Source organism: Legionella parisiensis, assembly GCF_001467945.1.
Lineage (GTDB): Bacteria > Pseudomonadota > Gammaproteobacteria > Legionellales > Legionellaceae > Legionella > Legionella parisiensis.
In genome coordinates this window covers 494,761-515,563 of record NZ_LNYQ01000012.1, presented here as the reverse complement: position 1 = coordinate 515,563, position 20,803 = coordinate 494,761, and the positions used below count along the sequence as shown (strand labels likewise).

Below are 20,803 nucleotides of genomic sequence, written 5' to 3'. Positions count from 1 at the left end.
AAACTAAAAAAATTGCGATCCCTTTGGGTGATCCTATTTTTACGTTTTTTTTACAGCTCAAATTGCTTTTTTATGATAGGTTACTATGAATTTCTGGCTCATCGACTAAGAGGGGCATTAAACTGACGCCTTACCTAACAAAAAATTATTATCTTGCATCCGCAAACACATTAACTCTTTATTTGCTATATCAATAGCGCGAGATAGAGCCCCAAAAATTAAATTTGACCCGAATAGAAGGATGTATAGCGTGTCTACGCGTCATGACCCATAGAGTGTGTTATTAATCATCTCAAGCGTACCTATAATGTTAACCGCTAGAATTCCACCAAATACATGGATTAAACCCTTTCCAGTAGCTCCTGGTTGACTACCCGAACCTGCAGCGCGTGCAATTAATACCCACCCTCTTACAAAAGCAATGAGACCGATGACTTGAATAATAATCGTCAATGGCCTTCCCACAACACTTCCACTACCAAATAAGGTATCAAGAGTCGAATTACCGCTATTAACCGGTGCATACTGAAGAACATTTTGATAACCAAAAGAAGATTGCATGAATGTCGCAAAAGTCGTTGGGAAATAAATCAGCATTGTACCCACTAACAAATAGGTTATTGGTTCTTTAGCATTGGTATTACTCGACATCATTGTTCGTTGTTCACCATATTGCTTTAAACAATAAACTCCCTTAAATAAAAAGGCGCAACCGATAAGATACGCTGCTCCTGTAATTAAGCGCTCTACAGGAAGCAAGTTATTTGCAATATTATTTAATATATTGACCTGACTTGATATCCAGCATGCTACTGTCCCGCCTGTACATGTATCAGCCATATAAAACCTCAACTATTTTCTTATCTAATCACTCGTACTGGGCACGTTAATACCCATCACCCCTTCACCGAATGAATTAATTTCACCCCATACCTTGCAATTTTTATTTCTTTTCTTACAGTTAAGTTTAGAATATTTATGCCAATTTGTTTTGCACAACGATATAAATACTATTTAACACTAATTCTGACTTAAAATAAGGCAAAATACTTAAATAGTAGCGCATTTTTACATAAATTTTGCAGATAATTTAATATTTGTGTATAATTGTCATAATGTTTATAAATTTGAATTTGGTATCCATCATGAAAAAAGACAAAGACAGAGAGAAAGAAAAACATCAGCCTGCCCCTGAGCCAACCACCACAGGTGGAGCAAAAGAACAAACCTCTTCAGCTGCACTCACATTGCAACTATTAAAAAAAGAAAAAGAAAAACTTAAAGAGGAAGAAAAAAAAGAGGCTGCTGCTGAAGGAGCAAAAGTACGCTGTCGGACTTGTTTTAAAGAAATAGCCCCTACCCGTCGTTGTTTTGGACATGGTGGAGGAGGTGGTGGAGGTGATGGTGGCTCTGGTAAAACCTCCGAGGAAAAAGCAAGTTCTGGTGAAGATAAATCACTCACTAAATCAGGAAAAATAGTTGAAACTACCGATGAATTGATAGGCGAGTTTGCTTCAATGGGAGATAGTGAAGAACTTGATTTAGAGTCTAGTTTTGACCCAGAAATAATTGAACAATTAATTGCTGATGGGAAATTGCTGGTTGATAGTGATCGCGAATCAATGACCCTTACCATTAAATTGCTTTGTGAACCTAATGAATTAACTGAAGAACAAAGAGAAGAATTAAAAAAATTCATGGAAGCGATTATAAAAGAATTCAATGAATTTAAAAAAGAAAATAATCTTTCCGATGATTGTTTACAACTCATTCAAGATGAGGAAGGAAACATACGTTCGCTTCGTATTACTATGCCCACATTAGCCTTATACGATGCATTTATCCAACGGCTAGCAAATAATTTAGTACCAATACCCAGTCCAAAAGCACAAGAAACGGATGAAGCCACGAAAGAACAAAGTGTTGCTCCAAATCCACTTTCGATGGAACCCAAGCCGTCTAATAAGTCCTCTAAACAAGAGGAAATTGAGCAAAATAAGGATATAGAACCTAAAAAGACGGAAAATGAGGAGGAGGAACAAGTAATCTTTAACCCATCTCCTTTTAACAGGAAACCTTGGTAAAAGCTACAAATGAACCTCCCTGTGGCAAGTCACGGAGAGGTTCATTAAATTATATTTTTCGAATCAGTGCCAAAACAACCCCAATTATTTTATGCCCGCAACTCCGAGTAACACGAATACTTGCCCAATTCTCATTTACAGCGATCAATTCATACTCCTTCACTGGATTACCTGCCGAGAGTTGCTTATAACGGCGCACGGTGACTTCTTTACTATCTTGTAAATGAATAACAACTATACCCCCAGGACGAATTATTTGATCCGGATCAACAATTAAAATATCACCAATTTTAAGTTCTGGAGTCATACTGTCATCTCGTATGCATAATGCAAATGAATTGTTTCCAAGTTGAGCTGTCAAATCAGGACTAAGCGGAATAAAAGATATAGCATCACTTTTCCTGTCTTCCTTTATCGCTTGAATATATTGTTTAGGATCGCAAGCTTGCTGAGCATTCAACAAGGGAATTAAGGCCCCTAGCCACGGAAACTCCTGCTTAACCTGTTTGTCATCAGTCAAACACATCAAATACCCAGGAGCTACATCTAACGCCTCTGCTAACTGCTTAATTTCCTCAGGACCAGGAGTTCTTATCCCTCTTTCCCAGTTGTTAATCCTGGAAGGTTTTAAATCGTCTGTAAGCTCTGAAAGCGCTTTTCTAGTCAGTCCTTTAGCTTGTCGCTCTTGAAAAATTCGCTCTCCAATTTTTTCTTTGATGTTCATCATCGAGTTATACCTTTTCTCAAAATAACTAATAAATCCATTGACAATTCACCTATTGTGCAATATCGTCATGCTTAATTGCACAATAGGTGCAATTATAAAATCATTATCTTTCAAATGAAGATAACACAGAATAAAAACAATAACGAGATGTACAACCAGGAATGTGTATCAATCATGGATTTTATGGTTAACAGCGAGGAACTTGAGGCAATTTATGGTTTACCTCATGCACAACAACTCGCTTATTTAAGAGGGATACGACCGTATATGGACGTTAAAACAGGACTTGTTGGCGTTAAACGGCGAATTAGCTTTCAGTCGATTGCTGAACAAATTTATATTCAGCCGCACCAAGGTGTAAAAAGTGAAAAATATTCTCGTGCTCAAGTTCGACGTGCTTTGTCTGCTTTAGAGCGTGTTGGTTTGATCAGTTTGCAATCAGAGGAATTGCAGCTGATTTTAAAATGCAACTTAGCAACTTTGGGTTATTTTACCCAAAATAAAGTAGTCACAAACCCGTCACAGAAAGCCGTCACATTTTGTTCTGAACAACCCATTGTAAATAAAGGGTTTTACGAAGGTTATTCAGAAAAACCCGTCACAGTGGAACCCCAAAAAGCCGTCACACCTCTTATAAAAGAAAATAATTATATTTATTTATTACGCCAATTCGACCATTTCTGGCTTATGTATCCCGAGAAAAAGTCACGTGATCGAGCTTTTGAAATTTTTCAACAAATCAATCCCGATGAGCATTTACTACAAACCATGTTGCAAGCACTGGATAGCCAAATCAAAGCCCGTAAAACGAAAGAAGTGCATGGCGAATGGGTTCCAGCCTGGAAGTTTCCAGCCAACTGGTTGTCGCAAAAGTGTTGGGAAGATGAAGTCAAAATCGAATTAAAGCAGGAGAAAAGGAATGAGAACCGTCGCGCAAATACTTCAACAACAGCCCATGACCCATTCTGGAACCCAGAAGCAGGAGACTTGGCCAGTACAGGAAAAGATGAATACCAGCAAGCCAACGTCATCAGCTTACAACGTTACCGGCAAGCGGATTGAGAACCTGTTTACACGCTTTGCTGTTTTTTACGGGCATTTGTGGCGCAGTCAGTTTAAGAGCGATGGATTTTTGGAGTTTGCCAAAAAAGAGTGGGCAGAAGGGTTGGGCCAATTTAGCGATGAGGTTTTGAATCAGGCCATTCTAGCGTGTCTGGATCATTGTGACATGCCGCCTAGTCTGCCGCAAATGATTGGTTTTTGTCGTGACATCAAAAGGAGGAATACTTTTTATGTCGCAGGTGAAGCACATCAACCAGCCAGCAAGACTGTGGTTGAAGAAAATATCAGGCAATGCAAAGCCTACTTACTTAAATAAATAAGGAGAAGCACAATGTTACTTTTATCAAGAAAAATCGGGGAATCCGTGGTTATCGGTGAAGATATTTACTGCACGGTGCTTGGATACCAACATGGAGAGGTTTGCCTGGCTTTTGATGCCCCTAAGTCCCTTCCAATTCATCGGGATGAAATTCAACGCAGAATTAACCGTGATCGTCAAAAGGATGAATGGTATCGCGAACCTATGTCTCATCAAGAAAGCGTGGTTGACCGCCTAATCAGTAAATTCAAACACGAGATGAGTCCTGCTTAGAACCATCAATAATAATATGAGGTTTAGCTAATGATAGATCTGGTTGAACAAGGGATAACGGTTAAAGACCGTGCCAAAGAAAAGCTGAAACGTGATTTAGGTGGTTTGATTGAAGGGGCGCTTAGCGATCCGAAAACCGTAGAGATAATGCTGAATGCAGATGGACGGCTTTGGCAGGAACGCCTTGGAGAAGCAATGCGTTGTATAGGGAACATCACTGAAGCTCGTGCCGATTCGATCATCAAAACTGTTGCTGGTTATCATGGAAAAGAAGTAACTCGCATGAAGCCTTTGCTGGAAGGAGAGCTGCCTCTGGATGGATCACGTTTTGCTGGACAACTACCACCAGTTGTTTCAAGTCCAACCTTTGCCATCCGCAAAAAAGCTTTATCGGTTTTTACACTTAATGACTATGTTCAATCGGGGATTATGACAGAAGCCCAGTGTGAGGTGATTGAAAAAGCCGTCTCTTCACACCGAAACATTTTAGTCATTGGTGGTACAGGCTCAGGAAAAACTACATTGGTGAACGCCATCATCAATGAAATGGTTATTCATGCGCCTGAGGAACGCATTTTTATTATTGAAGATACAGGGGAAATCCAGTGTGCAGCCAAAAATTGTGTTCAATACCACACCACGCTTGAAGTCAATATGACCCAGCTTTTAAAAACCACATTGAGGATGAGACCCGATCGAATCATTGTCGGTGAGGTTCGCGGTAGCGAGGCGCTTGACTTGCTAGATGCATGGAACACTGGACATGAGGGAGGAACTGCCACATTGCATGCTAATAACTGTCTTGCAGGGCTTCATCGGTTGAAATCACTCATTACTAGAAATCCCGCAGCACCCTCCGAGATAGAGCCTTTAATTGGAGAGGCTGTCCATTGTGTTGTGCACATCTCAAGAACCCCGCAGGGGAGACAAATTCAAGAAATTATTAATGTCCATGGTTATGAAAATGGTCATTACACCATCGAAAAACTTATTTAAGGAGAAAATGAATGAATCAAATAACTCTGTTTAACCAAAAGAACTACTGGATAATGGGATTAATCGTTTTATTTTTGTTGTTAATCACTCATCCAGCTGCAGCTTCCTCTGCAGGTGGGGGACTTCCCTTCGATTCATGGCTGACTAAAATTCAAAAATCCATTACAGGCCCTTTCGCCTTTAGTGCTGCTATTATCGGATTGGTTGCTGCAGGTGCGACCCTTATTTTTGGCGGTGAATTAAATGGATTTATGCGATCCCTGGTCTTTTTTGTACTGGTACTCTCATTTCTGGTAGCAGCTCAAAATACCATGACAGCAATTACTGGCAAAGGCGCTGAAATTTCTAAACCATCTGTTGGGATCATTGCAACGGAGTCTCAGCCATGAGTCTTCGTTCCATCCCAATACGACGCTGCGGAAACCGCCCAAGTTTATTTATGGGCGGAGACCGTGAACTGGTCATGTTCTCAGGGCTCTTATCAGCAATCCTAATCTTTGCAGCTCAAGACTGGCTGGCGGCTTTTGCAGGTATAGCCATATGGTTTCTATCCTTGAAAGGGCTTCGTTTAATGGCCAAATCCGATCCTTATATGAGGGCTATATATTTAAGGCAAAGACGTTACCAAGCTTATTATTCAGCCCGTTCAACTCCTTTCAAAGCAAATAAAAGAGGTTATCAATGATTGCATTAATTACCTTTTTAATCAGCACCACAGGACTTTTACTTTTGAGCCTCCTGTTTTGGGAAATTCGCCTGAAAAACCGTAAATACCATTTAAAAAAGCATCGTCATAATTCAGGAGGTACTGCTGATTTACTCAATTATGCCTCAGTGGTCGATGACGGTGTGATTGTCGGTAAAAACGGCTCCTTTATGGCAGCCTGGCTATACCAGGGTGAAGACAATGCCAATACTACGGATGAGGCCCGTGAGATGGTCTCGTTTCGAATCAATCAGGCAATGTCTACTATGGGCAATGGCTGGATGGTTCATGTAGACGCTATAAGACGAGCGGCTCCAGGTTATAGTGAGCGTGCTTATTCTCACTTTCCAGATCCGATTTCCTATGCGATTGATGAAGAAAGAAGGATACTCTTTGAAAGCATGGAAACCCTATATGAAGGGTATTTTGTGATTACCTTGACCTGGTATCCGCCGGTGATTGCCCAAAAGCGTTTTGTGGAATTGATGTTTGATGACGAAGGACTGAATCTAAGTCAAAAGGCAAAGACGCATCAACTGATAGAGGAATTCAAACAAGCCTGCAGAAACTTTGAATCACGACTAAGTTCAGCTTTTAACCTCGAACGACTGAAAGCCGAACAAAATAGTGATGAATATAATAATACCGTGCTTCAGGATAACTTCTTAAGACACTTGCACTATTGTGTCACAGGACTTAACCATCCGGTCAATCTTCCTAAAAATCCGATTTACCTTGATGCGTTAATCGGTGGTCAGGAATTAATACCGGGCATTACGCCCAAAATTGGCCGGAAATTCATTCAGTGTGTGGCGATTGAAGGTTTTCCAATGGAGTCTTACCCTGGCATTCTAACCGCCCTAACTCAATTGCCGGTTGAATATCGTTGGAGTTCTCGTTTTATTTTTATGGATCCACATGAAGCGGTGGCACATTTCACCAAATACCGTAAAAAGTGGAAACAAAAAGTCAGAGGTTTTTTCGACCAGGTGTTTAACACCAATTCAGGTGTGATCGATGAAGACGCACTCAATATGGTGAATGACGCACAATCAGCCATTGCAGAAACCAACTCAGGCATGGTGGGGCAAGGCTACTACACTTCGGTTGTTATTTTGATGAATGAAGATCGTGACTTGGTTGAAAAATCAGCGCTTTTGATTGAAAAGAACATCAATGCCTTGGGATTTACAGCAAGAACAGAAACCATTAATACCATGGATGCCTTTATGGGCAGTCTTCCAGGGCATGGTGTTGAAAATATAAGACGGCCTTTAGTGAATACCATGAATTTGGCTGACTTATTACCTACTTCCAGCATATGGACAGGCGAAAACAAATCCCCTTGCCCACTGTTTCCACCTTTATCACCTCCATTGATGCATTGCGTCACCAATGGTAATACGCCCTTTCGCCTGAATCTTCATGTAAGAGACTTAGGCCATGGCATTATGTTTGGTCCAACACGCTCTGGGAAATCCACTCATCTTGGCTTAATCGCACTCTCCTGGCGCCGCTACAAAGATGCACGGATTTATTCATTTGATAAAGGGATGTCCATGTATCCAACGTGTAAGGCCAGTGGAGGGGAACATTACACCATTGCTGATAAAAACTCACATCTTTCATTTGCGCCCTTACAGTTTTTAGCTACTAAAGCGGATAGAGCCTGGGCTATGGAATGGATTGATACGATCCTTGCCTTAAACGGGTTAAATACCACACCAGCTCAACGCAATGAAATTGGTCATGCCATTATGAGCATGCATCAGAGTGGTTCTAAAACCTTATCTGAATTGGTCATGACCATTCAAGATGAACCCATCCGTGAAACTCTGAAGCAGTACACGATCGATGGATTAATGGGGCATTTATTGGATGCCGAAACCGATGGTCTAGGGCTGTCTTCATTTATGACCTTTGAAATTGAGCATCTTATGGGGCTGGGTGAGAAATTTGCTTTGCCAGTATTGCTGTATCTATTTCGACGCATTGAAACATCACTGGATGGCAGGCCAACTCTGATTTTACTCGATGAAGCATGGCTGATGTTGGCACACCCGGTATTTAAAAACAAAATTGCTGAATGGCTTGATTCCATGGCCAAAAAAAATTGCGTGGTGTTTATGGCAACGCAACATTTATCGCATGCAGCGAATTCTGGCATTTTAGATATCATTGTTGAATCAACTGCCACAAAAATCTTTTTACCTAATCTGTATGCACGAGATCCTGAAACACGACTGATCTACGAACGCATGGGATTAAACCCTCGCCAGATTGACATCATTGCATCAGCTCAACCTAAGCGTGATTACTACTATGTCAGTGAAAAAGGACAACGCCTTTACCAATTGGCTTTAGGTCCAATGGCGTTGGCATTTGTGGGTGCTACAGATCCTGACTCCATAGAACGAATGAAACAACTTGAGCTGAAATATGGCGCTGAGTGGGTCTCGTATTGGCTTTTAGAAAAAGGAATCACAATGAATCAATTTGGAGAAGCAGCATGAACCAATTAAAAAAAAGGCTAAGTCTTAAAAAGAAAAAAAACGACTTAACTGATAATCCTTATCTCAATGCCAAAAGAGCTTGGAATTTCCATACTGCAGGTCTTATGAAATCATTGCAAATATGGCAATTAGTCAGTTTGGGTAGTCTTTTAATCACTTTGGCTGCTATTGGCGGACTCATAACAATTGGAAGTCAGTCCAAATTTATCCCCTTAGTATTTCAGCAGGATGCCAGCGGCAATACGCTATCAGTCACTCGTGCAGACCGTGTCGGTAATGCAAGTATCGATGATTACCGGGCAGCTGCAGCCCATTTCATTGAAAACATCCGAATGGTCAGTGTTGATGTCGCACTGCAGAAAAAGGCTGTATTTCAAGTTTATTCCTATTTGAACCAAAACGATGCGGCATTGACCAAAGTTCAGGAATTTTACAGTGACAAACTACACTCAAATCCATTTGACCGAGCAGCACATGAAATCGTTAGCATTGAAATACGCTCAGTCCTGCAAGAGTCTCCCGATACCTGGCAGGTTGATTGGGTTGAGACGGTAAGAAACCGTGACGGAACGCTTAAAGAAAAGCCCGCCCAGATGAAAGCACTTGTGACAATGTATCAGGATAATGAGCTCAATGATGTATCCAATGAATCTATTTTAAAGAATCCTCATCTGATTTATGTCCGCGATTTCAATTGGTCTTATGACTTAAAGAATGGAGAAAATGCATGAAAAAAATAATTCTTACCTTCAGTTTATTACTCCCTTTGACAAGCTTTGCTGTGGATAACACTGAGCTGGCTAACTTCTATTTTTCTAAAAGCATCCCGCAACTCACGAATCAGGAAAAGCAGGCTTTAAGCATTGCAGAAGAATGGCAAAAGGGTGACAAAACCAGCAAGCCATTCCACTCTTCTGATGGCTCGGTAAGTTTTGTTTATGGTTCAGGTCAAATCAGAGTGGTATGTGCACCATTACAGGTTTGCGACATTGCGTTGCAGCCAGCTGAGCAACTTAACGATATGAATGTCGGCGATCCACGTTTTCTCGTAGAGCCTTCCATTACTGGTTCAGGCATGGATCAGCAAATCCACTTGTTAATCAAACCCAAAGATGTTGGGCTAGATACCTCTCTAGTCGTTACTACAGACAGAAGAACCTACCATTTTAGATTGAAGTCAGATCAAAATGATTTTATGCCCTATGTCTCTTTTACTTATCCAGATGATGCAAAAGCAAAATGGCGTTTGATACAGCAAATGCAAGCGGAGCGTCGAAAAGCCAATACATTCACTGAAACCAGCGAATATTTAGGAGATCTTAATTTCAATTACAGAATACAAGGGAATTCCCGATTTAAACCCGTTCGCGTTTATAACAATGGTGTGAAAACCATTATTGAAATGCCTAGAAGCATGTCTGAAAGCGAGGCACCTGCACTACTAGTCTTAAGAAATGGTGGTTTGTTTAAACAACCAGAATCAGTGATGGTCAATTATCGTCTGCAAGGCTGCCGATATATTGTTGATAGTGTGTTCGACAAGGCAATACTGATTATCGGAAGTGGATCTTCTCAAGAAAAAATTACCATTACGAGGTGCTAGGGATGAGGAAATTAAGTGTTTTATTGCTGGCAATTGTTTTGTCGAGCTGTGCGAGCATGCAGTATGGAAATTTTACGGTTGCCTCTCAGAGCAAAGATATTTATTTGGCGAAGGATGCTACATCACAACTCATACGGATTTATCCTCCAGCTCAAAATACCTTTTATATCAGTCAAAAAGTTAATGATGGCTTTGGCATTAATTTGACTCATGAAATGCGAAACAAAGGTTATGGAGTGATTGAAAACGTCCAGCCAAGACAAAAAGCAAATTTTTTCTATGTGGTTGATGAGATTAAGCAAGGCTCTCACTATCGAGTCAGTCTTTATATTGGCTCGCAAACATTAAGCAGGATCTATGTCAGAACTAAAGAAAAAATCGCTCCAACCAGCCCATGGTCACACAAGGAGTAATACTGATGAACCCAAATAACGATTTATTATCAAAGGACTACTCACCTCAAAAGCTCAAAACAGCTGGGGTAAAACGTGTAAACAACTTGCCATTAATTATCGCAATTGGTGTATTGACCGTTTTTGTTGTGCTCATTGTCTTTGTTGCCCATAAGAGAGCCAACGCACAAAACCAAACCCCAGAGGCCATAAAAGTCACGGGACAGAAGAAAAATAACATGAATCTGGCCAATGAAATCGTTGGAAATCACAAGACCGGTGTGATGCCTGCTTCCAATGAGACACTAATTATCAATCATGAGCCAGTACTTGAGTTACCTGTGGATCAAAACTCCCCTCAAAAGCAAGAAATGGAGAGTCAAAATGTATCGGATACGGAGCTGGAACGAATTCGTCAGGAAAAAACTCAAGCATTTGAAGAGGCGGTCAAAGCAAAAACATCAATTATGGTTGATAATCCTCGCCTAAATTCCAGAGAAATTACCAATACTCACAGAGCCAATTCAGTTGCACCATTCGATGTCGATGGAGGTGGCTCCTTTAAAGAGCAACTTCAATTTTTACAAGAAAGACAAAATACCAGACCCATGCCGCAAACCTTGGGCGGTGAGGAAAATGAAATGCGCTGGCATTTAAATTCACGACTTGAGAATCCCAACAGTCGATATGAGTTAAGGGCTGGCAGTGTCATTCCAGGAGTGATGATCAGTGGCATTTCCTCTGAGTTGCCTGGGCAAATCATCGGTCAGGTTTCGCAGAGCGTTTATGATACGCCAACCGGGAAGTATCTTTTAATTCCGCAAGGTACAAAGCTTATTGGTATTTACTCCAGTGATGTGAGTTTTGGTCAAAATTCCGTCCTGGTAGCCTGGCAGCGCCTTGTTTTTCCAGATGGAAAAGCATTGGATATTGGCTCCATGCCGGGAGGTGACAGTGCAGGTTACGCAGGATTTCGTGACAAAGTTAATCATCATTACATACAACTTTATGGTTCAGCCCTTTTAATGTCCGGTATCGTCGGGGGAATTAGTTACAGTCAAAATAGTAACCAGCCTAATCAGTATGGATATACCCAGCCTACAGCTGGCAGTGTACTAAGTCAGGCCTTGGGACAACAGCTGGGTGAGGTGACTTCGCAATTGGTAGCAAAAAATCTGAATGTATCACCAACTATAAACATTCGCCCGGGTTACCGTTTCAACATCATTGTCGTAAAGGATTTAACTTTTACAAAGCCCTACCGGCAGTTTGCATCGTAACAGAGGAGAAATGTTATGAAACTTCGAATCCTATTTGTTTATTTATGGACATTTAATGCCTTCTCAAATATGCCAGTGTTTGATTTACCCAATTACGTACAAAATGGAAAAATGCTACTGAATCAGATTAAAGAGTATAAAACTCAGGTTGATCAATACAAAAACCAGGTTCAACAATATCAAAACATGCTGGATAACACCAAATCGCTCACTTCGTTTCAATGGGATAATGCCAATGGTGTAATAAATAATCTGCTTGAATCGACCGATACGATTGACTATTACAAACAGGAGGCTGGGAGCCTCCAGGGTTACCTAGATAGGTATCAAAGTCAGGAATATTATCAAAAAACTCCATGTTTTAATGGCAGTAACCAGTGTACACCCGAAGAAATCCAAAAAATAAGGCAAAGTAAAATCTCGGCTTCTGTTGCTCAAAAACGAGCTAATGATGCCATGATCAAAGGAATCGATAAACAGCAGCAAAGCATAAAAGATGATTCGCTGAAACTGCGCACCTTGCAATCTCACGCCCAAACTGCCCAAGGGCAAAAACAAGCACTTCAAGCTGCATCGCAACTGGCCAGCAATCAATCCCATCAATTGCTTCAAATAAGAGGGCTTTTATTAGCGCAACAAAGCGCCCAAACCACAAAAGATGCAGCCGCTGCGAACAAAGAAGCCATACAAACTGCGGGTGATGAACGCTTTAGATCAGGCGCCTTTCATAAAAGTTCAGGTAAGAAATGGTAACCCATTTATAACAAGAGGAAGACAACAATGAAACAATTAGGATTATCCATAGCACTTTTAGCATTCCTACTTACAGGCTGTGACAGCACTGAAATGAAAGCAAGAAAAAAGGCAGAGCATCTCGCATCGTTAACCTGCGACAGCTCCAAAGAGGGTAGGACAGCCAATGAGCTGCAGGCAATAGCTGATGCATGTTTTAAAGGCGGAAGTTACTCCAAAAGCTCAGGTACAAAATGGTAATCCTATGAAAAAAAAGACAATCACTTATTTAATCGTATTCTTTTTAATTGGGTTTTCCGTGTGTTGCCATGCTCAAGGCAGCATGGACAGCAGGGATTTGCTGGATAATATTTTGTATCGTTTTTCCAATACGGCCTCTACATGGAGCCAAACTATATTAAGTTATGCACGATACCTTTTTTGGTCTTTGGCATTAATCAGCATGGTATGGACCTATGGTCTCATGTCATTACGAAGAGCGGATATTCAGGAATTTATGGCTGAAACGGTTCGATTTTTAGTGGTTGTCGGTTTTTTCTATTGGATTTTAGATAATGGACCTGCCATTGCCACCGCAATCATCGATTCCATGCGACAACTCGCAGCTAAGGCTTCCGGAATAGATACGCACATTTCCCCCTCTGACATTATTGACGTAGGGTTTGATATTGTCTCCAAAGCAATTGATAACTCCTCCCTCTGGTCCCCTGCGGCAACAACGGTGGGATTGATCGTTGCAGGGGTGATTCTAGTCGTTTTGGCACTGGTCAGTATTAACATGCTGATTATTCTGATTACTGCCTGGATTTTAACGTACGGTGGCATCATTTTATTAGGCTTTGGTGGCGGACGCTGGACTTGCGATATCGCGATTCAATACTACAAAACAGTGTTGGGTATTGCATTACAGGCATTTGCGATGATTTTGATTATTGGTATTGGGAAGTCTTTTGTCGATCAATATTATGCCGCTATGGCAAAGGACATTCTCTTAAAAGAAATGTTTGTGATGCTCATTGTCGCCATTCTTTTGCTGGTGCTTATCAACAAAATTCCTCCTGTTCTTGCCGGAATTGTATCTGGCGGTGGCGGAGGCAGCGGTGGTATTGGTCTGGGTGGAGCTTTAGGTGCTGCCGGCATTGCAGGTGCTGCTTTGGCAAGTAGCGCGGGAGCTGTCAGTGCTCAAAGCGCAGGAGGGTTATCCGCTCTTCATTCTGCATTCAAAGCAGCATCCCAAAGTATAGGTACTGGTGATTTAAGTTCTGCTTCAGAGGGGAATGTAAGTTCTAAAACTGGGAGTTTGGCACAAGCCATGGGACAGGTTTCCAAATTCGCCGGTTCGTTTGGTTCTCATTTGGCTACAGGAGCATTTGATGTGGCACGTGAAAAAGCAAGCACTATGAAGGAAGCAATAGCTGCAACTGTGGCCGAAACTACAGGTGGGAAAATTGCTGATGCAATTCATCAACGGGTGGAATCGCAAAACGATTTATCAACATCTGAACACCAGGATTGTGCATTTCAAAATATTACTTCGATAGGCGCTCCAGAAGGAAGTTTCAGTGCTGGAGAAAACAATGATGAAGTCAGCCATTTTGTCAATCGAAAAGCTTCTGGAGAGAGCCAATGAATCTGAGTAAACCCAATAAATCCATTGGCCCACAGGTAAGAAAAAAGCAGGATAACAAGACAACCATACGACTCATCAGCATGACTCTGCTGGGGTTTTTAATTAGCTTGGAGATTGGCACACAATATGTAGCTTATAAATTTCATTACCATGCGAGTTTAGGTTTTTCATTCAAGCATGTTTATCTACCTTGGCAACTGCTGTGGTGGAATAGCAAATATCCTAATTACCATCCCGAATTTTTTAATGCTGCGTTTGGCATGGTGGTGATGAGTAGCTGTCTTTTTCTAATGCTGCTGATGTTTGCAAGTCGTCATTTTAAAAAAGAAAACATCAGCGAATACCTTCACGGTTCAGCCCGATGGGCGAATATGGATGATTTAAACGATGCTGGTTTGCTTTCCCAAGAGGAAGGTGTGTATGTTGGAGCTATTGAAGATAAGCAAGGAGAGATTCACTATTTGCGCCATAATGGACCGGAGCATGTGTTAACCTATGCACCAACGCGTTCGGGAAAGGGGGTTGGTCTTGTGATTCCAACCCTTTTATCGTGGAAGCCATCCTGTGTCATTACGGATTTAAAAGGTGAGCTTTGGGCAATGACTTCCGGCTGGAGACAAAAGCATGCCAACAATAAAGTGATCCGCTTTGAACCAGCAACATTAACTGGCTCAGCCCGTTGGAATCCGCTTGATGAAATCAGAGTAGGTACAGAATCAGAGGTGGGTGATGTACAAAATTTGGCAACGCTTGTGGTTGATCCTGATGGCAAAGGGTTAGAAACGCACTGGCAGAAAACATCGCAAGCCCTTTTGGTTGGTTTTATTCTGCATGCGATTTATAAATTGAACAACCAGGGGGAACCCGCCACATTTCCCAACATTGACCGTATGCTGGTTGATCCCAATATTAATATTGCCGATCTACTCATTGAAATGACCCAATACCCGCATATTGAAGGCAAAACCCATCCCGTTATTTCTGCCTCTGCCCGTGACATGATAGACCGCCCCGAAGAAGAAGCTGGTTCTGTGTTATCCACCTTAAAATCTTATCTGGCGTTATACCGCGATCCGGTAGTAGCACATAATGTCTCCGCCTCTGATTTTTGCATCCGTGATTTGATGAACCATGAAAGTCCTGTGAGCCTTTTTATCGTTACTCAACCCAATGATAAAGCAAGGCTTCAGCCTCTGGTTAGGGTCATGATTAATATGATAGTGAGGTTATTGGCTGACAAAATGGAGTTTGAGCGTATATCTGATGACACAGGTTTATCTTATGTCAGAACGAAAAAAACGTATAAGCATCGACTGCTTTGCATGATCGATGAATTTCCAAGTCTTGGAAAACTCGATATTCTGCAAGAGTCATTAGCGTTTGTTGCGGGTTATGGTTTAAAGTTTTACTTAATTTGTCAGGACATTAATCAGCTTAAAAGCCGTGAACGTGGTTATGGTCCTGATGAAACCATCACGTCTAATTGCCATATTCAAAATGCTTATCCACCTAACCGAGTTGAAACAGCAGAGCATCTTTCCAAGCTGACAGGTCAAACGACGATTGTTAAAGAACACATCACCACCAGCGGCAAACGCTTATCAACCTTTTTAAATCAGATCTCCAAAACCGTGCAGGAAGTATCAAGACCTCTCTTAACCGTTGATGAGTGTTTGCGTATGCCCGGACCGAAAAAAGATGCCGATGGTTTGATACGTGAGGCTGGTGATATGGTGGTTTATGTTGCTGGTTTTCCTGCGATTTATGGGAAACAGCCGCTTTATTTTAACGATCCGGTTTTCTTAGCCAGAGCATCTGTTGAGGCACCAGTACACTCAGATATTTTGCGTGCTCCTTTAAGTAACGATGAGCTCATCAAGTTATGAAAAAATTGTCCGTCTTCATCGCTATTTTCTTGATAAGTCTTATTACTTTAGGCGCACTGTTCCATGCCATGGGATTTAGGATAAACCTGACTGAATCCATTCCTATAGGCTTATATCGCATCACCAGTGCAGAGTCTCTCAAAAATGCTTATGTGATTTTTTGTCCTGATGACAGGAAGTCGTTTCGGTTAGCCAAGAACAGAGGCTATATAGACCATGGTCTTAATTGTGGTGGATATGGTTATTTAATGAAAAAAGTGGTCGCTGTATCTGGCGATATTCTTTCTGTGACACCTGAAGGGGTCTTGGTAAATCAAACGTTGCTTCCCTTTTCAAAGCCAAAGTTAAAGGATGGAATTAACCGAACTTTACCTCAATGGAGGACCTTAGATTATCCGCTTAAAGAAAATGAAGTGATGACCTTGACCAGTCAAAGCGAATGGTCATTCGATGGTCGATATTATGGTCTTGTTCACACAAGACAAATCAAGGGAATGATCACACCCATATGGGTAATTAATAAACGGGAGAAAACCACATGAGTCACGAAACCGAGTTAATGGATGTGATGTCAGAAAAACTCGAAGATTTAGTAATCCCTGGCTTTCTTGTCGAAGTCAGCCCGATAGAAGCTGACCTCATGGGAGCTTTTGTTGAAGATGCACTCAATGAAGAAGATGCGATGGAGGCCATTTATGACTAAAATGCCTTACCATCAAGTCGTTGCCAATCAAATTATTGAAAGCCTGAAAGCAGGAACAGCACCTTGGCTAAAACCATGGGAACCAGGCACAAGTAATGGTCAAGTTCCTTATAATCCGATAACAGGTAAACGTTATCGCGGGATTAATGCATTGTATTTAATGCTGAACCAAAGTGATGACAACCGCTGGTTAACCTACAAACAAGCACAAAGCATGGATGCTCAGGTTCGTAAGGGAGAAAAAGGAACCACAATCCAATATTGGAAATTTCATGAAGAACAAACTAAACACGATGATGCTGGTAAACCTGTGCTTGATGAGCATGGTAAACCATTAAAAGTGCAGGTGAATCTTGAACGACCCAAGGTGTTTTATGCAACGGTATTCCATGCCTCGCAAATTGATAATATGCCTGAACTCATTCCAAAAGAGCCGGACTGGTCCTTAATTGAAAGAGCAGAAAAACTATTGCATAACTCCGGCGCTACCATTATTCATTCTGAGGCTGACAAAGCCTTTTACAGATTATCGACAGATAGCATCCATCTTCCACCAAAAGACCAGTTTAAATCCGCAGCGAACTATTATGCGACTGCCCTGCATGAGCTGGGGCATTGGAGCGGCCATCCCTCAAGGCTGGATAGAGACCTAGGCCATCCCTTTGGTTCAGATGCCTATGCTAAAGAAGAATTGAGGGCAGAAATTGCCAGCATACTTTTAGGTTCTGAGCTTGGTATAGGTCATGACCCTTCACAACACACTGCCTACATCAAATCATGGATTCGAGTTCTGGAAGACGAGCCTTTAGAAATATTCAGGGCATCCGCAGATGCGGAGAAAATAGTGAATCACCTGTATGCGTTAGAGCAAACTCAAGACATTCAACAGGCAGAACTTATTGAAATCAAGGATGAGCAACTTAAAGAGGAAGTCTTTATGGCGCCTGAAAAAACAACTTCTGAAAAAGTCTGGTTAAGCATCCCCTACAAACAAAAAGAGATTGCAAAATCCACCATCGGAAAACTCCCCGATGGAACACCAGGAATTGCCTGGGATAAAGTGCAAAATTGTTGGTATGCAAACCCTGGTGTTCCTGTTGAGAAAATCAAATCTTGGCTTCCTGAACATCAAGTACAACTTCAAGAAAAAGTGCTTATACCTGAGAATGAATTTAAAGCGGCATTGATAAGCCTTGGTGCTATTGTTTCAGGAGAGCATCCGATTATGGATGGCAAGCCTCATCGTATCCTCACGGAGGGTGATAAAAATGGTGAAAAGGCAGGATTTTATGTAGCTCATTTAGATGGTATTCCAGCAGGATATATTAAAAACAATCGAACCGGCGCTGAGCTTAACTGGAAATGTAAGGGCTACATTTTAACTGATGAACAGAAGGCGTCACATAAGACCGAAGCGCTTGGACATCAACTAACTCGCCAACGTGAGATTGAAGCCAAACAAAAAAGTACTGCATTCAAACTCCAGCAAAAATTATCCATGATGACAGAGGTTGTGGAACCCACACCTTATATGCAGACTAAGGGTATTCAGAGTCATTATGGAGTATATACAGATAGTGAGAAACAAGTAACCTGCATACCAGCAACAGATTGCGAAGGAACCCTTTGGACTATTCAATACATTGCTGAAGATGGAACCAAACGCTTCGCGAAAGATTCAAAAAAAGAAGGATGTTTTCATGTATTGGGTGGTCTGGCAAAACTAGCAGAAACACCTGTTATTGTGATTGCTGAAGGTTATGCTACTGCTGCAACTATAAAAGATGCAACCAGACTACCAGCCGTCGTTTCCGCATTTGACTCCGGTAACCTCAAGCCAGTCGCTAAAGCTTTACATGATAAATTTCCCAATACACCAATTATTGTGGCTGCAGATGATGACAAACATCTTGAGTTAACAAAGGGCATCAATCCTGGAAAAGAAAAAGGTAGTGAAGCAGCAGATTCAGTTAATGGTTTCATCATTCTACCGACCTTTGCTCCAGGAGAGCAGTTATCAAACCCTCGACAGTTTAGCGATTTTAATGATCTGGCTAACAACAGCAAGCTGGGAATCGAAGGAGTGAAACGGCAGTTAAAATCAAAAATTGATAGTGTTGTTAAGCAAAACCGCCGCTTGCAAATAACGCAAAAAACTAATGTGGTTCGTATCGCCTAGATTCAATTGAATATGGCAGCAATTGACAGTTCAAATGTTGCCAACATCTATCTCTCTCATTATCTTGTAATCCCTGAATTTCTTAATGTATACTTCCGCCAGGTTTGTCGACATCCCTGGTTATGAGTGGCCAAAAAACGATTTTTCAAAAATGTAATCTGTTTTGTAGTTAATCTTTATTAACTGCTGGCAGTTTTCCTTAAACACTCATGAAAACAAAATTAAGACCAGCGTATTTAATAAGGAATCTACAAATGTCCATTGCAAAACTGTGCGCGGATCAACTTCGTGCTATTTCCAATAATTATGGTGTTAAACTAAAATCAAGCTCATGCTCATGAGCTTGTTGCTGCATTTTTTGGGTATAAATCAAAGGCAGCCTTGTTGTCGGATACCCTCGCATCCATAGAGAATATCGGGCAAGCACAAATTTTTGTTCTAATTCCATCCTCTTTTATAGAAGAACGTCGGAAATGCCTTGTGGATTTACCATCTGACCTACCAGACACCTATACCTTAGGTGAGGAAATGTTTACTTTCCTGGCAGCTCAAAAAATGCTTGTAGGTAATTCGTTTGCTTCTTGGGTGCATCTTGCTAAAGCACTCACAAATGAATATCTACAAATCAACGGAAACTTAATTTTACCAAAAAATTTTGGCCCTTCTGAAAATGCTCGCAGTATTTTTAATAAACCTGTTTATGAATTTAACCCCAAGCTGGAAGCTACAGAGAACGGAGTAAAACTCACGTTATCTAACAGGTACCACGGTTCAAGTCACGTACATTTTCATCCTATCGATGTTGTCCTAACAATCAAATTGCGGCGTATTGCTGGTCATTTTGGTTATGCAAAACCAGAAATCTCCTTAATTTGATATTTCTAGTCAGCCAGTTCGTTAAATTAGGAGACATAATGAAATCTTTAAAAAGTAAACGTTCGGCTAAATACATCTAGAAGAGGCGAACAAAATTGAGCAAGATTGCTGCCCCATAATTATTTAGAGCAGATAATGACAAAAAAAGAAGAACATTGGCGAGGAGTAATTAACACCTTTGAGGAGAGCGGTTTGGCTCCTGGTGAGTTTTGCAAAAAACAAGGGATTAGCGGTTCACGCTTTCGATTTTATCGTAAAAAATTTAGGGAAGAAGCTCATCCAGAACCCCCAGCCTCAAAAGCCTTATTCGAGCCTCTTATTATAGCCCCATCCTCCACTACCAAAACGAATTTTAAATTGGTTGTTGAACTTCCCAATAAAATTCGCTGCGAGCTTGGTGCAGTTGATAGCAAACACCAGATGGCGCTACTCAAGGAGTTGATGACATTATGTTGATTCCAAACGACATTCAAGTACACCTTTATTGCGGGATTACTGATATGCGCAAGTCTATCAATACGCTGGCGATTCTGGTGCATGAGGTATTTGAGATGGAGCTTACTTCAGGACATTTATTTTTATTCCGCAGTCGCTGTGGTTCAAAGCTCAAGGCATTGTATTATGAGGAATGCAGTTTCACTTTATGGTATCGAAGATTAGAGAAAGGAAAATTCATTTTTCCACGTAATGCTCAAGGACATATTGAACTCACCCAGGCTCATTGGGATTGGCTTTTATCCTCCAATAAATACACGTACCAGCAAGGAAGTCCTCCTGAAATTTATCGTGATTTTTATTGAAAAACTCTGATGAATCATGGT

Annotated in this window: 24 protein-coding genes; 22 read left to right on the top strand and 2 right to left on the bottom strand. The window is 41.2% G+C overall.

The features are described from left to right. Positions 1–261 precede the first annotated feature (261 nt). Positions 262–840 (bottom strand): hypothetical protein, encoded by a 579-nt coding sequence (locus Lpar_RS04955; protein ID WP_058509174.1) that lies wholly within the window; start codon positions 838–840, stop codon positions 262–264. Positions 841–1,145: 305 nt separating this feature from the next. Here Lpar_RS04955 and Lpar_RS04950 point away from each other — a divergent pair, with 305 nt between their 5' ends. After that, positions 1,146–2,084, top strand: coding sequence for a hypothetical protein (locus Lpar_RS04950; RefSeq protein WP_058516875.1), 939 nt, complete (start codon positions 1,146–1,148; stop codon positions 2,082–2,084). A 49-nt stretch (positions 2,085–2,133) separates the two neighbouring features. On the opposite strand, the gene Lpar_RS04945 is transcribed toward Lpar_RS04950, so the two are convergent. Further along, positions 2,134–2,811, bottom strand: coding sequence for a LexA family protein (locus Lpar_RS04945; RefSeq protein ID WP_058516874.1), 678 nt, complete (start codon positions 2,809–2,811; stop codon positions 2,134–2,136). Between the two features lie 174 nt (positions 2,812–2,985). On the opposite strand from Lpar_RS04945, the gene Lpar_RS04940 reads away from it, so the two are divergent. The 21 genes from Lpar_RS04940 to tnpB all read left to right on the top strand — a co-directional run bounded on the left by Lpar_RS04940 (position 2,986) and on the right by tnpB (position 20,782). Then, positions 2,986–3,873 (top strand): hypothetical protein, encoded by an 888-nt coding sequence (locus Lpar_RS04940; RefSeq protein ID WP_058516873.1) that lies wholly within the window; start codon positions 2,986–2,988, stop codon positions 3,871–3,873. Positions 3,874–3,877: 4 nt separating this feature from the next. Then, positions 3,878–4,189: a hypothetical protein gene (locus Lpar_RS04935; protein WP_058517077.1), complete on the top strand. Its 312-nt coding sequence runs from the start codon at positions 3,878–3,880 to the stop codon at positions 4,187–4,189. A gap of 15 nt (positions 4,190–4,204) precedes the next feature. Further along, positions 4,205–4,465 carry a carbon storage regulator gene (locus tag Lpar_RS04930; RefSeq protein WP_058516872.1) on the top strand — a complete coding sequence of 87 codons (261 nt, stop codon included), beginning with the start codon at positions 4,205–4,207 and terminating at the stop codon, positions 4,463–4,465. 30 nt (positions 4,466–4,495) lie between these two features. Then, positions 4,496–5,461 carry a P-type conjugative transfer ATPase TrbB gene (gene trbB / locus Lpar_RS04925; RefSeq protein WP_058516871.1) on the top strand — a complete coding sequence of 322 codons (966 nt, stop codon included), beginning with the start codon at positions 4,496–4,498 and terminating at the stop codon, positions 5,459–5,461. 11 nt (positions 5,462–5,472) lie between these two features. Beyond that, positions 5,473–5,850, top strand: coding sequence for a TrbC/VirB2 family protein (locus Lpar_RS04920; RefSeq protein WP_058516870.1), 378 nt, complete (start codon positions 5,473–5,475; stop codon positions 5,848–5,850). Continuing rightward, a complete protein-coding gene (locus Lpar_RS04915) occupies positions 5,847–6,146 on the top strand; it encodes a conjugal transfer protein TrbD (protein WP_058516869.1) in 300 nt (99 codons plus the stop codon). Before Lpar_RS04920 ends, Lpar_RS04915 begins: the two co-directional genes overlap by 4 nt. Then, positions 6,143–8,680: a VirB4 family type IV secretion/conjugal transfer ATPase gene (locus Lpar_RS04910; protein ID WP_058516868.1), complete on the top strand. Its 2,538-nt coding sequence runs from the start codon at positions 6,143–6,145 to the stop codon at positions 8,678–8,680. The genes Lpar_RS04915 and Lpar_RS04910 overlap by 4 nt, the downstream gene beginning before the upstream one ends. After that, complete coding sequence (locus Lpar_RS04905) at positions 8,677–9,411, top strand: conjugal transfer protein TrbF (RefSeq protein WP_058516867.1); 735 nt, start codon at positions 8,677–8,679, stop codon at positions 9,409–9,411. The genes Lpar_RS04910 and Lpar_RS04905 overlap by 4 nt, the downstream gene beginning before the upstream one ends. Further along, entirely contained in the window at positions 9,408–10,283 is an 876-nt protein-coding gene (gene trbG / locus Lpar_RS04900; protein WP_058516866.1) for a P-type conjugative transfer protein TrbG, read from the top strand. The genes Lpar_RS04905 and trbG overlap by 4 nt, the downstream gene beginning before the upstream one ends. Positions 10,284–10,285: 2 nt before the next feature. Then, positions 10,286–10,696: a conjugal transfer protein TrbH gene (locus Lpar_RS04895; protein WP_058516865.1), complete on the top strand. Its 411-nt coding sequence runs from the start codon at positions 10,286–10,288 to the stop codon at positions 10,694–10,696. 5 nt (positions 10,697–10,701) lie between these two features. Beyond that, on the top strand, positions 10,702–11,955 hold the full coding sequence (locus Lpar_RS04890; RefSeq protein WP_058516864.1) for a TrbI/VirB10 family protein: 1,254 nt from the start codon (positions 10,702–10,704) through the stop codon (positions 11,953–11,955). A gap of 15 nt (positions 11,956–11,970) precedes the next feature. Beyond that, complete coding sequence (gene trbJ / locus Lpar_RS04885) at positions 11,971–12,708, top strand: P-type conjugative transfer protein TrbJ (protein ID WP_058516863.1); 738 nt, start codon at positions 11,971–11,973, stop codon at positions 12,706–12,708. A 27-nt stretch (positions 12,709–12,735) separates the two neighbouring features. After that, complete coding sequence (locus tag Lpar_RS04880; protein ID WP_058516862.1) at positions 12,736–12,948, top strand: hypothetical protein; 213 nt, start codon at positions 12,736–12,738, stop codon at positions 12,946–12,948. A 4-nt stretch (positions 12,949–12,952) separates the two neighbouring features. Next, a complete protein-coding gene (trbL, locus tag Lpar_RS04875) occupies positions 12,953–14,338 on the top strand; it encodes a P-type conjugative transfer protein TrbL (protein ID WP_058516861.1) in 1,386 nt (461 codons plus the stop codon). Next, positions 14,335–16,224: a type IV secretory system conjugative DNA transfer family protein gene (locus tag Lpar_RS04870; protein ID WP_058516860.1), complete on the top strand. Its 1,890-nt coding sequence runs from the start codon at positions 14,335–14,337 to the stop codon at positions 16,222–16,224. The genes trbL and Lpar_RS04870 overlap by 4 nt, the downstream gene beginning before the upstream one ends. Further along, on the top strand, positions 16,221–16,766 hold the full coding sequence (traF, locus tag Lpar_RS04865) for a conjugative transfer signal peptidase TraF (protein ID WP_058516859.1): 546 nt from the start codon (positions 16,221–16,223) through the stop codon (positions 16,764–16,766). Before Lpar_RS04870 ends, traF begins: the two co-directional genes overlap by 4 nt. Beyond that, a complete protein-coding gene (locus Lpar_RS19070; protein ID WP_058516858.1) occupies positions 16,763–16,927 on the top strand; it encodes a hypothetical protein in 165 nt (54 codons plus the stop codon). Before traF ends, Lpar_RS19070 begins: the two co-directional genes overlap by 4 nt. Next, the gene (locus Lpar_RS04855; protein ID WP_058516857.1) at positions 16,920–19,106 is read left to right on the top strand and encodes a zincin-like metallopeptidase domain-containing protein; all 2,187 of its coding nucleotides are present in this window, start codon (positions 16,920–16,922) and stop codon (positions 19,104–19,106) included. The genes Lpar_RS19070 and Lpar_RS04855 overlap by 8 nt, the downstream gene beginning before the upstream one ends. 384 nt (positions 19,107–19,490) lie before the next feature. Then, positions 19,491–19,982 carry a hypothetical protein gene (locus tag Lpar_RS04850; protein ID WP_133133929.1) on the top strand — a complete coding sequence of 164 codons (492 nt, stop codon included), beginning with the start codon at positions 19,491–19,493 and terminating at the stop codon, positions 19,980–19,982. Between the two features lie 135 nt (positions 19,983–20,117). Beyond that, complete coding sequence (gene tnpA, locus Lpar_RS04845; protein WP_058516855.1) at positions 20,118–20,438, top strand: IS66 family insertion sequence element accessory protein TnpA; 321 nt, start codon at positions 20,118–20,120, stop codon at positions 20,436–20,438. Beyond that, positions 20,432–20,782, top strand: coding sequence for an IS66 family insertion sequence element accessory protein TnpB (tnpB, locus tag Lpar_RS04840; protein ID WP_058516854.1), 351 nt, complete (start codon positions 20,432–20,434; stop codon positions 20,780–20,782). Before tnpA ends, tnpB begins: the two co-directional genes overlap by 7 nt. The last annotated feature ends 21 nt before the right edge of the window (positions 20,783–20,803 follow it).

Coding starts and splice junctions, on each gene's coding strand:
- Lpar_RS04955 (WP_058509174.1), bottom strand. CDS start 840: ATGGCTGATACATGTACAGGCGGGACAGTAGCATGCTGGATATCAAGT.
- Lpar_RS04950 (WP_058516875.1), top strand. CDS start 1,146: ATGAAAAAAGACAAAGACAGAGAGAAAGAAAAACATCAGCCTGCCCCT.
- Lpar_RS04945 (WP_058516874.1), bottom strand. CDS start 2,811: ATGATGAACATCAAAGAAAAAATTGGAGAGCGAATTTTTCAAGAGCGA.
- Lpar_RS04940 (WP_058516873.1), top strand. CDS start 2,986: ATGGATTTTATGGTTAACAGCGAGGAACTTGAGGCAATTTATGGTTTA.
- Lpar_RS04930 (WP_058516872.1), top strand. CDS start 4,205: ATGTTACTTTTATCAAGAAAAATCGGGGAATCCGTGGTTATCGGTGAA.
- trbB (WP_058516871.1), top strand. CDS start 4,496: ATGATAGATCTGGTTGAACAAGGGATAACGGTTAAAGACCGTGCCAAA.
- Lpar_RS04920 (WP_058516870.1), top strand. CDS start 5,473: ATGAATCAAATAACTCTGTTTAACCAAAAGAACTACTGGATAATGGGA.
- Lpar_RS04915 (WP_058516869.1), top strand. CDS start 5,847: ATGAGTCTTCGTTCCATCCCAATACGACGCTGCGGAAACCGCCCAAGT.
- Lpar_RS04910 (WP_058516868.1), top strand. CDS start 6,143: ATGATTGCATTAATTACCTTTTTAATCAGCACCACAGGACTTTTACTT.
- Lpar_RS04905 (WP_058516867.1), top strand. CDS start 8,677: ATGAACCAATTAAAAAAAAGGCTAAGTCTTAAAAAGAAAAAAAACGAC.
- trbG (WP_058516866.1), top strand. CDS start 9,408: ATGAAAAAAATAATTCTTACCTTCAGTTTATTACTCCCTTTGACAAGC.
- Lpar_RS04895 (WP_058516865.1), top strand. CDS start 10,286: ATGAGGAAATTAAGTGTTTTATTGCTGGCAATTGTTTTGTCGAGCTGT.
- Lpar_RS04890 (WP_058516864.1), top strand. CDS start 10,702: ATGAACCCAAATAACGATTTATTATCAAAGGACTACTCACCTCAAAAG.
- trbJ (WP_058516863.1), top strand. CDS start 11,971: ATGAAACTTCGAATCCTATTTGTTTATTTATGGACATTTAATGCCTTC.
- Lpar_RS04880 (WP_058516862.1), top strand. CDS start 12,736: ATGAAACAATTAGGATTATCCATAGCACTTTTAGCATTCCTACTTACA.
- trbL (WP_058516861.1), top strand. CDS start 12,953: ATGAAAAAAAAGACAATCACTTATTTAATCGTATTCTTTTTAATTGGG.
- Lpar_RS04870 (WP_058516860.1), top strand. CDS start 14,335: ATGAATCTGAGTAAACCCAATAAATCCATTGGCCCACAGGTAAGAAAA.
- traF (WP_058516859.1), top strand. CDS start 16,221: ATGAAAAAATTGTCCGTCTTCATCGCTATTTTCTTGATAAGTCTTATT.
- Lpar_RS19070 (WP_058516858.1), top strand. CDS start 16,763: ATGAGTCACGAAACCGAGTTAATGGATGTGATGTCAGAAAAACTCGAA.
- Lpar_RS04855 (WP_058516857.1), top strand. CDS start 16,920: ATGACTAAAATGCCTTACCATCAAGTCGTTGCCAATCAAATTATTGAA.
- tnpA (WP_058516855.1), top strand. CDS start 20,118: ATGACAAAAAAAGAAGAACATTGGCGAGGAGTAATTAACACCTTTGAG.
- tnpB (WP_058516854.1), top strand. CDS start 20,432: ATGTTGATTCCAAACGACATTCAAGTACACCTTTATTGCGGGATTACT.